Annotated in this window: 6 protein-coding genes; 3 read left to right on the top strand and 3 right to left on the bottom strand. The window is 72.4% G+C overall.

Annotation, left to right across the window (positions count from 1 at the left end; translation table 11 throughout):
* The first annotated feature begins 112 nt into the window (after window positions 1-112).
* The 3 genes from IF67_RS0125805 to IF67_RS0125795 all read left to right on the top strand — a co-directional run bounded on the left by IF67_RS0125805 (window position 113) and on the right by IF67_RS0125795 (window position 4,157).
* Window positions 113-1,120, top strand: a complete 1,008-nt coding sequence (locus IF67_RS0125805; protein WP_234341327.1) for a bifunctional helix-turn-helix transcriptional regulator/GNAT family N-acetyltransferase — start codon at window positions 113-115, stop codon at window positions 1,118-1,120.
* 139 nt (window positions 1,121-1,259) lie between these two features.
* Window positions 1,260-2,126: a sugar phosphate isomerase/epimerase family protein gene (locus IF67_RS0125800; protein WP_030989523.1), complete on the top strand. Its 867-nt coding sequence runs from the start codon at window positions 1,260-1,262 to the stop codon at window positions 2,124-2,126.
* A gap of 177 nt (window positions 2,127-2,303) precedes the next feature.
* Window positions 2,304-4,157 (top strand): glycoside hydrolase family 3 protein, encoded by a 1,854-nt coding sequence (locus tag IF67_RS0125795; RefSeq protein WP_030989520.1) that lies wholly within the window; start codon window positions 2,304-2,306, stop codon window positions 4,155-4,157.
* A gap of 137 nt (window positions 4,158-4,294) precedes the next feature.
* Here the strand turns inward: IF67_RS0125795 and IF67_RS0125790 are convergent, their stop codons facing one another.
* From IF67_RS0125790 to IF67_RS0125780, 3 genes are all read right to left on the bottom strand, one after another.
* On the bottom strand, window positions 4,295-5,713 hold the full coding sequence (locus IF67_RS0125790) for a S28 family serine protease (protein WP_030989518.1): 1,419 nt from the start codon (window positions 5,711-5,713) through the stop codon (window positions 4,295-4,297).
* A 126-nt stretch (window positions 5,714-5,839) separates the two neighbouring features.
* Window positions 5,840-9,775 carry an ABC transporter ATP-binding protein gene (locus tag IF67_RS0125785; RefSeq protein WP_030989516.1) on the bottom strand — a complete coding sequence of 1,312 codons (3,936 nt, stop codon included), beginning with the start codon at window positions 9,773-9,775 and terminating at the stop codon, window positions 5,840-5,842.
* A 165-nt stretch (window positions 9,776-9,940) separates the two neighbouring features.
* Window positions 9,941-12,751, bottom strand: coding sequence for a discoidin domain-containing protein (locus IF67_RS0125780; protein ID WP_030989514.1), 2,811 nt, complete (start codon window positions 12,749-12,751; stop codon window positions 9,941-9,943).
* Window positions 12,752-12,846: the final 95 nt, after the last annotated feature.

Raw genomic sequence — 12,846 nt, 5'->3', positions numbered from 1 at the left:
CCTATGAGCCGGACGGCCGGACGAAACCCGCGGGACGGAGTTTTCCACCGGTCCTGGCGGTGGCGGCCGGCCTCCGCGTATCCTTGACTCAGTCAAGGGTGAGGGGGCGACGATGCCAACCGGGACACCATCCGCCACGACGTCCGCACCGCCGACCGGCGCGGCGCGCGACGCAGGACCCGACGCCGCGGCCGACGTCCGCGAGCTGCGCCGGTTCAACCGCTTCTATACGAACCTGATCGGCGCCCTCGACTACGGGCGCCATCTCTACACCCCGTTCACCCTCACCGAGGCCCGGGTGCTCTACGAGGTCGCCAACCATCCGCGGGTGGACGCCGCCGACCTGCGCGCCTCACTGTCGCTGGACGCGGGCTATCTCAGCCGGCTGCTCGGCAGGTTCGAGGGCCGTGAGCTGATCACCCGCGGCAAGTCCGAGCAGGATCCCCGGCGGCAGCGCATCACGCTGACCGAGGGCGGCCGGGAGGCGGCCGGCCTGCTGGAGGAGCGCTCCCAGGACGCCGCGGGGTCGCTGCTGGAGCGGCTGCCGGCGGCGGACCGGGCCCGTCTGGTGGACTCGATGCGGACCATCCGCGCCCTGCTCGGCAAGGGGGCGGAGCAGGGCGCCGAGGACCGTGCCCCCGAGGTCGGGCTGCGCACGTCCGGCCCCGGGGACCTGGGCTGGATGGTGGAGCGCAACGCGGCGCTCTACGCCGCCGAGTACGGCTTCGATCTGAGCTACGAGGCGCTGGTGGCCCGGATCGTCGCGGAGTACGCCGAGCAGTTCGACCCGCGGTGGGACCGCACCTGGATAGCGGAGCTGGGCGGGGAGCGGGTGGGCGCGGTGATGTGCGTACGGGACGGCAGGCCCGGGGTCGCCCGGCTGCGGCTGCTGCTCGTGGAGCCCGGCGCCCGCGGCCACGGGGTGGGCCGTCAACTCGTGGATTCCTGCGTGGAGTTCGCCCGGGACGCCGGATACGACGAGATGGTGCTGTGGACCAATTCCGTCCTGGGCGCGGCCCGCGGCATCTATCAGCGGGCCGGATTCGAGCTGGTCGCCGAGTCGGCGCACCACAGCTTCGGACAGGACCTGGTCGGCCAGGACTGGCGGCTGGGGCTGTGAGGCCGTGGGTGACGGGGCGGGTGAGAGGGGCGATGAAGGCGGGCAGGGCGGGAAGGACGGAAGGACAGCGATGACGTAAGCGACACGAAGGAGCGCCGGCATGGCCCCCATGGACCGCGCGGACGGCAGGACCCCCGCGATGCGGTATGCGTTTTCGACCCTCGGTGTGCCCGGGATGCCGGTGCCCGAGGTGCTGCGGCTGGCCACCGGGACCGGGTATCAGGGGGTGGAGCTGCGCGCCCATCCGGAGGAACCGGTGCATCCGCTGATCGGGATGCGGGAACGCGCCGCGGTGCGGGGACAGTTCGCGGACGCCGGCGTGGAGATCCTGGCGGTGGCTGGATACGCCCAGGTGGCCGCCGCCCGGGACGCGGCGGACGAGGAAGCGCTGGCACATGAGCTGACCGAGCTGGTGTTCCTCGCCTCCGATCTGGGGGCGCCGTATGTCCGGGTCTTCCCCGGCGGCGAGGGCCGCCCGGCGGCCGAGGCGGACGCGGATGCCGCCCGACGGCTCGCCGCGGTGGCGCCGCTGGCGGCCGAGCGGGGTGTCCGGGTCCTGCTGGAGACCCATGACTCGCACGGTACGGGCGCGGCCGCCGCCCGCGTTCTGGGCCTGGTGGGCCATCGCCGGATCGGGGCGCTCTGGGATGTGCTGCACAGCTGGCTCGGCGGCGAGGAGCCCGTCGACACCCACGCCGCACTCGCCCCGCACCTGGGCTATGTGCAGGTCAAGGACGTCGCCTCGGCCAAGGAGCGCACTCCCCTCCCGCTCGGGGCCGGCGCCCTGCCGCTGGCGGCCGCCCTGGGCACCCTCGGCCGGGAGCCCGCGGGCGCCCATGGCCCGGTGCCGGCTCCGGAGGGCACCTACGACCAGGGGTCGGGCGGCTGGCTGTGCTGGGAGTACGAGAAGCGCTGGTTCCCGGAGGCGGCCGACCTCCCCGGCCTTCTGGTCCCGGGCCGTGAGCATCTCCAGCGGCTCCTCGGCCGGTCCACCGCCGCCTCCTGACCGCGGGCCCCTCGCCCGGCGCCCCCGCCCGACGCCCCATCACATATCCCCGCCCGCCCCGCAATACCTGAGCGCCACCACGGACCGTGTCATTGACCGACAATAGTTTTCCGGCTATCCGTGTCTCCTTGGAAGTTTCCTTCAATGAGCCGAGGAAGCCCTCCGGAAGGAGCGCACATGCACTCCAGACGTACCGTCCTGACCTCCGCGGCAGCGGCGGCCGCTGCCGCTGCCGCTGCCGCGGGCGCCGCCCCCACACACGCCACGGCGCCCGCCGTCGGACCCCAGTCCTCCCCCGCTTCCGCCCCCGCACCCTCCGCCGCCACCCGGGCCCGGCTGCGCCGCCTCATCTCCCGTATGTCACCGGAGGAGAAGGCCGGCCAGCTCTTCGTCATGCGGGTCTACGGGCACTCCGCCACCGACCCCGACCCGGCCGACGCCGACGCGAACCGCAAGGAGATCGGGGTCGCCGACGCCGCCGAGCTGATCGCCAAATACCACGTCGGCGGCATCATCTACTTCGGCTGGGCGCACAACACCCGTGATCCGCACCAGATCGCCGATCTCTCCAACGGCATCCAGAAGGCCGGGGCCGCCCAGCGCGTCCCCGTCCCGCTGCTGATCTCCACGGACCAGGAACACGGCATAGTGGCCCGGGTCGGCGCGCCCGCCACGCTCCTCCCCGGGGCGATGGCGATCGGCGCGGGCGGCTCCCGTGACGATGCGCGCACGGCGGCCAGGATCGCCGGCCAGGAGCTGTACGCCATGGGCATCCGGCAGGACTACGCGCCGGACGCCGATGTCAACGTCAACCCCGCCAACCCGGTCATCGGCGTCCGTTCCTTCGGCGCGGACCCGCAGGCCGTCGCCCGTATGGTCGCCGCCGAGGTGAAGGGCTATCAGGGCGCCGGGATCGCCGCCTGCGCCAAGCACTTCCCCGGGCACGGCGACACCGACACCGACAGCCATATCGGGCTGCCGTACATCCACCACACCGCCGAGGAGTGGGAGCGGCTGGACGCGCCGCCCTTCAGGGCCGCGATCGCCGCCGGCATCGATTCGATCATGACGGCGCATATCGTCGTGCCCGCCTTCGACCCGAGCGAGGACCCGGCCACCCTCTCCCGTCCGATCCTCACCGGCATCCTGCGCGAACGCCTCGGCTACGACGGGGTGGTGGTGACGGACTCCCTCGGCATGGAGGGCGTACGGAAGAAGTACGGCGACGCCCGGGTGCCGGTACTCGCCCTCAAGGCCGGTGTCGACCAGCTGCTGAACCCTCCGGACCTCGCCGTCGCGCATGCCGCCGTCCTCAAGGCGGTCGCGGAGGGCGAGCTGAGCGAGCGGGACATCGACGCCAAGCTGATGCGCATCCTGCTGCTCAAGGAGCGGCGCGGACTGTTCAAGGACCCGTACACCACCCCTCGCGCGGTGGACCGGGTGGTCGGCACCCGCGGTCATCTCGCCACCGCGGACCGGATCGCGGACCGCACCACCACCCTGCTGCGCAACGACGCCGGGATCCTGCCGCTGTCCCGGCGACGGGAGCGCCGGGTGCTGGTGGCGGGCGTCGACGCGGCCGCACCGTCCGGCACCGGCGGCCCGCCCACCACGGTCCTGGCGAAGGCCCTCACCGAGCTCGGCTTCACGGCCACCGCACTCTCCACGGGCATGCTGCCGACCCAGCAGCAGATCGACGAGGCGGTGGCGGCGCTCGGCGAGCGGGACGCGGTGGTGGTGGCGACGTACAACGTGAGCGCGGACTCCCGCCAGCGGAAGCTGGTCGCCGCGCTGCTGGCCACGGGCAAGCCGGTGGTGCAGCTGGCGGTCCGCAACCCTTATGACATCGCCCAGTTGGACGGGGTCAGGGCGGCCCTGGCGAGCTACTCCTGGACGGATGTGGAGCTCCGGGCGGCGGCCCGGGTGATCGCCGGCCGACGGGACCCGGCCGGCAGACTGCCGGTCGCGATAATGCGCGCCGACGCCCCGGCACAGCCGCTCTACCGGATCGGTCACGGCCTGACGTACTGAGTGCGGCGGACGGGTACGGCGCGCTCCCTGGTCCGGGGGAACGCGCCGCATCCGTCACTCGCTCAGGCCTCCGCGCCGCCGGCCCTGCGGGCTCACGGCGACCGCGTCACGGCCTCACCACTTCAACGGCGACCGCCTCACGGCCGCAGCATCGGCATCCGCCGGATCTCCTGCTTGTCCAGCTGGTTGTTGTGCGGCGCCAGCGGTGTGGCCCGGCCGTCCGGGGCGCGGACACCGGCCCAGTCGAGAAGCTCGGCGGTGGCCTTGGTGCGGTCGGCCTCCTTCAGCTTCGCGATGTTCGAGCCGTGGTTGCCGCCGGGCACGGTGAAGACATAGGAGTCCCGGGCGCCCTTGCCGACCTCGAAGTGCTCCGAACTCCACGGGTCGTACTGGCCGTTGACGAACATCATCCGGTCCGCGTGGTGACGCACCCAGTGATCGATGTCGGGCATCGCGCGCTTGTCGAAGCGCATCGGGATGTCCTTCGGCACGAACGAACGGGAGTTGTTGATCCCGGGGTACTTCAGCAGGCCGGCCAGCTGCGGGTAGCGGTAGCCGGGCTCACCGAGCTGGGTGCCCGCCTGGTAGTAGTACGGCGTGTACGGCTCCATGCCCTGGTCGGTGTAGCTGTCGAAGCCGCCGACCTTGTCCATCCACGTCCACAGCTCGTCCGTGGAGACGGTCGGCTTGGGCACCTCGGCGCAGGCGGTCTCGGCCGGCTGGTACTGCCAGAAGCCGAACACCAGGTCCGTGACCATGACTTCATAGGCCCGGTCGGCGCTGCCGACGGTCTTGAAGGTCTGCTTCTCCTTGTCGGCCCAGGCCTGGAAGCGGCCGACCATCTCCTTGCGGCGCACCAGGGCCTCGCGCTCGATGGCGGCGAGGTCCGTGCGGCACTGCGCGGTCCCGACGGTCTTGAAGAACCGGTCGTACGCCGAGTCCTCGTCGTTGCGTACGTCGTTGGGCGCGACATAGGCGACGGTGCCGTCCATGTCGTGCGGGAAGAAGCGGCGGTAGTACGTGGCCGTCATACCGCCCTTGCTGCCGCCGGTGTCGATCCAGTTCTGGCCGTAGATGCGGTGCAGCACCTGGAAGAGGCGGTGCTGGTCATTGGCGGCCTGCCGGATGTCCAGCTTCTTCCAGTCGGTGGGCGTGGGCCGCGACGGGGTGAAGTAGCGGTACTCCAGCGAGACCTGGTTGCCGTCGATGATCTTGGTGGGCTCACTGCGCGACGGCGTGGTGTTGACGTTGTAGCCGGAGGTGAAGAACACCGTCGGCCGGTCCACCGATTTGTGCAGCACGGTCAGCCGCTGCTGGAAGGTCCCCTTCGCGGGGTGCCGGTGGTCAATCGGCTGCGTGTAGTTCAGGACGAAGTAGCGGTAGCCGTCCACCGGCTTCTCTTCGATGAGGCTCATGCCCGGGATCGCCAGGATCCGGTCCTTGATGTCCTCGGTCGTCGGCTCGGCGGCGGTGGCCGCCCCTGCCGACGCGCTGCCGGCTCCCGCCGTGCCTATGAGCACCGCGAGCGACAGCAGCCATCTGGTGGCCTTGCGCATGCACCCTCCCCTTGGGATAGCAAAGGTCGGGCTGAACCTATCGGCGCGACGGGGGTGCCACCAGCCCCTGGCACCGTTCGGTGGATCAGCCGAACGGCGCCAGGGCCCGGATTCCGGCCCCCTTCCTCAGGCCACGAGCTCCTCCTCCTCGCCCGTGAAGCTGCGCCACAGCTCCGCGTAGCGGCCGTCGCGGGCCAGGAGTTGGTCATGGCTGCCGTCCTCGGCTATCCGGCCGCGGTCGAGCACCACCACGCGGTCCGCGCGGGCCGCGGTCGTCAGCCGGTGGGCGACGATCAGGATCGTGCGCGCGCCGGGCCTCGGCGAGGGGTGGTGGCCGGGCGACGGGACAGGGCGTCCGACGAGACGGTCGGTGGCCTGGTTGACGACCGCTTCGGTGGCCAGGTCCAGGGCGGCGGTGGCCTCGTCGAGCAGGAGCACGTCCGGGTCGACGAGTTCGGCGCGGGCCAGCGCCAGCAGCTGGCGCTGCCCGGCCGAGAGATTGCGGCCGCGCTCGGCGATCTCGTGGAGGTAGCCGCCGTCGAGAGTGGCGATCATCGCATGGGCCCCGACGGCCCGCGCGGCGGCTTCCACCTCGGCATCCGTGGCATCCGGGCGGCCGTAGGCGATGGCGTCACGGACCGTGCCCGCGAACAGGTAGGACTCCTGGGGGACGACACCGAGGCGGCGGCGGTAGCCGGTCAGGTCCAGCTCGCGCAGATCGGTGCCGTCGATACGGACGGCGCCCGCTGACGGGTCGTAGAACCGCGCGACCAGCTTGACCAGGGTGGACTTGCCGGCGCCGGTCTCCCCGACGAAGGCCACGGTCTGGCCGGCCGGGATGGTCAGATCGACGCCGGCCAGCGCCGGCTCGTCGCCCTCGCCGTAGTGGAAGTGCACCCCGTCGAAGGTGATGTCGCCCCGCAGCGCGGGCACCTCGCGGGGCCGCTCGGCGGCCGGAGTGGTGGTCGGCTCGCGCAGCAGCTCCTGGATCCGGCCGAGCGAGACGGACGCCTGCTGGTAGCCGTCGAAGACCTGGGAGAGCTGCTGGACGGGGGCGAAGAACAGGTCGATGTAGAGCAGGTAGGCGACCAGCGCGCCGGCGGTGAGGGTGTGCGAGCCGACCCGTTCGGCGCCGACGATCAGCACCAGGGCGGCCGCCACGGACGACAGCAGCTGGACGAACGGGAAGTAGACGGAGATCAGGAACTGGCCGCGGACCCGGGCCCTTCGGTAGGCGTCGCTGCGGGCGGCGAACCGCTCCGCGCCGCTCCCCTCGCGCCGGAACGCCTGGACGATCCGCAGTCCGGCCACGCTCTCCTGGAGGTCACCGTTGACGACGCTGATCCGCTCGCGGGCCAGCTCGTACGCCTTCACGCTCTGCTTGCGGAAGAAGTACGTGCCGATGATCAGCGGCGGGAGGGTGGCGAAGACGACCAGGGCCAGCTGGACGTCGATGGCCAGCAGCGCGACGAGTATGCCGAAGAAGGTCATCATCGAGACCAGGGCGGTGACCAGGCCGGTCTGGAGGAACGTCGACAGCGCGTCCACGTCGGTGGTCATCCTGGTCATGATCTTGCCGGTCAGCTCGCGCTCGTAGTAGTCGAGGCCGAGGCGCTGGAGCTGGGCGAAGATCTTGAGCCGGAGGGAGTAGAGGACCCGCTCGCCGATGCGTCCGGTCATGCGGTAGCCGCCGATCTGCGCGGCCCACTGTGCCAGGACCACCAGCAGGGCGAGCCCGGCGGCCGTCCAGACACCGGCCAGCACACCGCGACGGACGCCCTCGTCGATGCCCTGCCGGATCAGGACCGGCAGCAGCAGCCCGGCCACCGCGTCCATGGCGACCAGCGCCAGCGCGAAGGCCAGCGGTCCGCCGAAGCCGTGCAGCAGCCGGCGCAGGCCGTAGGAACGCTCGGGGCGCACGGCCTGGGCCTCGTCGACGTCCGGGAGGTCCGTGGCGGGCGGCAGGGCGGCGACCTGGGCGAGCAGCTCGGGGGTGGCGGGCAGTCCGGCCATCGCGGCGCCGGTACCGGGCCCGGCGGCGACGGCCGCACGGGCCGCCATCCCGGCCCCGCCCTCCTCGGCCTCCTGTTCGCGGCGGACCCACAGTTCGGGGGTGATGGTGCCGTCCGCCCCTGGCAGGCCTGCCGCCCCGTCGGCCTCGCCCGCCGCCCCGTCGGCGTCCGCCGTCGGCTCCCCGGCGGCGAACTCGCTGTCGAGGACCCCGGCCTCGCCGGCCGGGTCCCGCTCCACGCCGCCCAGCTCCTCCGGGTCGGTCAGCAGCCTGCGGTAGAGCGGACAGCGCTCTTCGAGCTCCTCCTGGGTGCCGATGTCGACCAGCCGTCCGTCGTCGAGGACGGCGACCCGGTCGGCGAGCGCCAGGGTGGAGGCGCGGTGGGCGATGAGCAGGGTCGTCCGGCCCGCCGTGACACCGCGCAGCGCCTCATGGATCTCGTGCTCCACCCGGGCGTCGACCGCCGAGGTCGCGTCGTCCAGGACCAGCAGCCGGGGGTCGGTGAGGATGGCGCGGGCCAGTGCGACGCGCTGCCGCTGGCCGCCGGACAGGGTCAGCCCCTGCTCGCCGACCTTGGTGTCGTAGCCGTCGGAGAGCTCGGATATGAAGCCGTCGGCCTGGGCGGCGCGGGCCGCGGCACGCACCTGTTCGTCGGTGGCCCCGGGGTGGCCGTAGGCGATGTTGTCGCGTACGGAGTCGGAGAACAGGAAGCTGGTCTCGGGGACCAGGCCGATGGCGGCCCGCAGCGACGGGAGGGTCAGCTCGCGCACATCGTGGCCGCCGACCAGGACACGGCCGGCCGAGACGTCGTAGAAGCGGGGCAGCAGCAGCGAGACGGTGGATTTGCCGCTGCCGGACGTGCCGACCAGGGCGACCGTCTCACCGGCCTCGATGCGCAGCGAGAAGTCGTCGAGCACGGGACGGCCGCGGCGGACGGGGCGGCCGTCGGCCGGGGCGTCCGCCGCGGGTCCCTCGCCGTGACCGTCGTGCGGCGGCGCATAGCCGAAGGTCACCCGGTCGAAGACGACCGTGGCCGGGGCGTCGGCGGGCAGCTCGTGCGCGTCCGGCCGCTCCTCGATCGACGGCTCGGTGTCGATCAGTTCGTAGACCCGCTCCACACCGGCCCGCGCCTGCTGGCCGACGGTCAGCATCGCCGCCAGCATCCGGACCGGTCCGACCAGTTGCGCGAGGTAGGTGGAGAAGGCGACGAAGGTGCCGAGGGTGACCTGTCCCTGGGTGGCCATCCAGCCGCCGAGGGCCAGCATCGCGACCTGGCCGAGCGCCGGTACGGCTTGCAGAGCGGGGGTGTAGCGGGCGTTGAGCCGGACCGTGCGCAGCCGTCCGGCGAACAGCCGGCGGCTGACCTCGCGCAGCTTGCCGGTCTCCTGCTCCTCCTGCCCGAAGCCCTTGACGACCCGTACGCCGGAGACCGCACCGTCCACGACACCGGCCACGGCGGCCGCCTGCCCCTGGGCGTACCAGGTGGCGGGGAAGAGACGGGCGCGGCTGCGCTGGGCGATGAACCACAGGGCGGGGGCGACGGCCAGCGCGACGACGGTGAGCAGCGGCGAGAGCACCGCCATCACGATGAGCGAGATCACGAACAGCAGGACGTTCCCGATCATCATCGGGAGCATGAACAGCAGGCCCTGGATCAGCTGGAGGTCGCTGGTGGCACGGCCGACGACCTGGCCGGTGCTCAGCTCGTCCTGCCGCCGGCCGTCGAGCCGGGAGATGGCGCCGAACATCCGGGTCCGCAGATCGTGCTGCGCGTCCAGGGCGAGCCGGCCGCCGTAGAAGCGGCGGACGTAGGTGAGGACGTAGACCACGACCGCGGCCGCGACCAGCACGCCGGCCCAGGGGCCGAGGGGCCGCTCGTGCTGGACGATGACATCGTCGATGATCAGTTTCGGTACGAGCGGGACGAGGGCGAGCACGCCCATGCCGACGAGCGAGGAGCCGAGGGCGAGCAGCACGTCCCTCTTGTACTGCCAGCAGTCGCGGCTCAGCCGCCGCGCCCAGCCCACTCGTTCCGTATCCGTCCCCGCCACCCGGTGCCTCCCGCGCCTCGACACTTAACGCATGGCACCAACACCGCGGGGTGCGGATTTCATCCCGCTGCAACAATTCTCCGTGACGGCGGCCGCACCCGCACACGAAGACGGCCCCGCCCCGGGTGGTCCGGGGCGGGGCCGTCTCCGTGGGCGGCCGGCGGGCTACTTCGCGCGCTCCACCGTCAGCTCCGAGATCCCCGGGTGCGGCTTGGGCTTCCCGCCCGCCGCCGGGGCCGGGTCACCGTGCACCACGACCCGTACGTACCGGGCCGGGGTGCGGCCCGCGTATCCGGTCCCCGACCAGTGCTTCCCGTCCCGGGAGACCTGGACGTTGTAGGACTTGGGCCTGGTCGCGTTCCAGTGCGGGGTGATCTGCCCGACGCGGGTGGTGCGGCCGAGGTCGACGGTGAGGGTGCCGTTGGCGGAGTCGGGCACCCAGGCGGTGGTGCCGTTGCCGTCCACCGCCGCGGACGCGTACAGGCCGGGCTCCTCGGAGGTGGCCGTGGCGGACATGCACCGGGCCGCGTTCGAGGTCGCCGCCAGATCCGGGCGGCGGGTCTTCAGGACGGCCGGCACTCCCCGGCTGACGACCTTCTCGCCCTCCGGCGACTCGATCCGCATCGGCGCACCGGCGGTCAGCCGCACGGTGGTCTGGTGGGCCCCGATCGCGACGTCATAGGTCCGTCCCTGCCAGTGCAGACCGCGCAGGGTGACGCCGTCGGACAGCTGCGGCGGCAGCGTCGGGGCGAGGTGCACCCGGTCCTCGCGCAGCCGCAGCCCGGTCAGCCCGTGGGTGAAGGTCTGGAGGAAGCCGCCCTTGCCGGTGAGGAAGTCCTGTGCGGGCTTGCCGGCGTGCGGGTCGTCGGCGCCGGCCTTGTCGCCGCGCGCCTCGGAGAACTGGTCGAACGGTCCGCGGACGAACGGCTTGATGGACCGCATCAGATAGGTGTAAGCCGAGCAGCCGGCCTCGCCGATCCCGGCGGCGTCGACGGCGTGCACCGAGTCCGTCATGGCCGGGCCGTCCGGGTCGGTGTGCCCGGCGTAGAAGTCCAGCGTGCGGGCCGCCTTCGTCTGCGACATCGGCCATTCCAGCGGGTACATCAGCAGCACGGTGTCGGCCTGCTTGATGGTCGTGCCCTTGTATCCGGCGTACTGCTGGAAGACCTTGTTCTTGCTGTCGTAGGGGATGCGCAGCTTGTCGGCGACGGTCTTCCAGGAGGCCGGTGCCTTCTCGCCGAGGATCGCGGCGACGCGGGTGGCGTGCCGCAGCGCGGTGGCGGCGCCGGCGTTGGTGAACACCCCGTCGTTGACGCCGTTGCTGTACTCGTCCGGTCCGGCGACGTTCTTGACGGAGTAGCTGCCGTCGGCGTTACGGGTGGCCCGGGAGGCCCAGAATTCGGCGATGCCCTTGAGGACCGGCCAGCCGCGGGACTTCAGCCAGGCGGTGTCCTTGGTGGCGAGGTAGTACTGCCAGGTGGCGAGGGAGATGTCGCCCATGAGGTGGTTCTGGGTCTTGCAGTGCGGCGGGTCCCAGCTGTGGCACTCGTTCCACAGATCGCCCTTGCTGCCGCTGGTCCAGGGGTAGAACAGCCCCCTGTAGCCCAGCTTCTCGGCGTTGGCGCGGGCCCCGGCCCGGGTCTTGTAGCGGTAGTCGACGATCGACTTGGCGAGCGTGGGGTGGCTTGCGAGCAGGCCCGGGTACATCCAGGTCTCGGCGTCCCAGAAGACCTCACCGGCGTAGTTGTCGCTGGTCAGGCCGGTGGGGCCGATGCTGTTGTCGCTGCCGGCGCGAGTGGAGGACAGCAGTCCGTACTGCGCCGAGCGCACCCAGGACTGAAGGTCGCGCCGCCCCTTCACCTCGATGTCGCTGCGCCACAGCCGCTGCCAGGCGGCGGTGTGCCGGGCGAAGAGGGCGTCCCAGCCGCGGCCGGCGGCCCGCCGCGAGGCGGCGTCGGCGGCGTCGCGCGGGGAGCGGGAGGTGAGCGCGGTGTCCACGCCGACGTACTTGGTCAGCTCGTACGAGCGGCCGCTGCGGACCGGGAAGGACACCCGCTGCCGGTTGCTCAGCTTGTCCTTCTGCGCCTCCCGCCGGGGCTGCTGCGCCTGGACGCCGGGGCCGGTGCGCAGGGTGGAGGCCACCGCGCCCTCGGTCTTCGTCCCGTCCGTGCGGAACCCGACGTCCATGGTGCGGCCGGTGCCCTTGCCGCCGGCGGACGGCGTCATCCGGCGGGCACCGCGGCCGTCGAGGCCGTCGGTGACCGTGGCGGCGCCGCTCCAGTGGGGCGTCATCCGCAGGCGTACGGCGCCGGTGTGGGCGTCGTTGCGGTCGGCGAGCACGTCGTAGACCAGGTCGGTGGCGCGGCCGTCGGCGGCCGTCCAGGTCAGCGAGGTACGGACGAATCCGCAGCGCAGGGAGAGCTGCTGGCGGTAGTGCGAGATCCGGCCGGGTGCGGTGGCGGAGGAGAAGGTGTCGGAGTGGGCGCCGCCGGTGGCGACATCGAGGGTGGTCCAGGTGGGGATGGCGGCGATGGCCTGCCGGCCCTTCACGTCCTTGGGTCCCTTGGCGTACAGGCCGGAGACGAAGGAGCCGTCGTATTCGGGCGTCTTCAGCGGCCAGCCGGTCTCGCCGCCGGGTGCGGCGTAGCCGGTGCCGTTGGGCGGCACCCGCTGCCCGAGATAGCCGTTGCCGACGAAGGCGTGGTGGCTGTCCTTGGGGTCGATCTTGTGGGCGGTGGCGGTCCAGCCGTCGCGGTCGTCGTCCTTCAGGCAGGGGCCGCCCTGCGCGCCGCCGGCCCGTTCCGGTGCGGGCACCGGTGCGGAGGCCGAGGCCGAGACGGGCGCGAGGACCGCGACCAGGGCCGTGGCGAGCAGCGGGGCGACCAGCTTGCGGGAGCGGCGGGCCCCGGGCCCGGTCCGTTGCTCAGCGGGCTGCCGCGGGGGCGGGTCCACGGGGTGCTGTGCCGAATGTTCCATGGTTCTCCGTCGTCTGTGCGCGGCCCGTGCCGCACCTCGCGACACGGGCATCACCTTGAACATCATCAGGCCCCCGCCTGCACGGCACCCTAGGA

Origin of the sequence: Streptomyces sp. NRRL S-1813, from assembly GCF_000719605.1 — a bacterium.
Classification (GTDB): Bacteria; Actinomycetota; Actinomycetes; order Streptomycetales; family Streptomycetaceae; genus Streptomyces; species Streptomyces decoyicus.
Note: the sequence above shows the minus strand (reverse complement) of the source record. Positions and strands in the feature narration are given on the sequence as shown.

Excerpts from the sequence above, each read along its gene's own strand:
- IF67_RS0125790 (WP_030989518.1), bottom strand. The coding sequence starts at position 5,713 with ATGCGCAAGGCCACCAGATGGCTGCTGTCGCTCGCGGTGCTCATAGGC.
- IF67_RS0125780 (WP_030989514.1), bottom strand. The coding sequence starts at position 12,751 with ATGGAACATTCGGCACAGCACCCCGTGGACCCGCCCCCGCGGCAGCCC.
- IF67_RS0125795 (WP_030989520.1), top strand. The coding sequence starts at position 2,304 with ATGCACTCCAGACGTACCGTCCTGACCTCCGCGGCAGCGGCGGCCGCT.
- IF67_RS0125800 (WP_030989523.1), top strand. The coding sequence starts at position 1,260 with ATGCGGTATGCGTTTTCGACCCTCGGTGTGCCCGGGATGCCGGTGCCC.
- IF67_RS0125805 (WP_234341327.1), top strand. The coding sequence starts at position 113 with ATGCCAACCGGGACACCATCCGCCACGACGTCCGCACCGCCGACCGGC.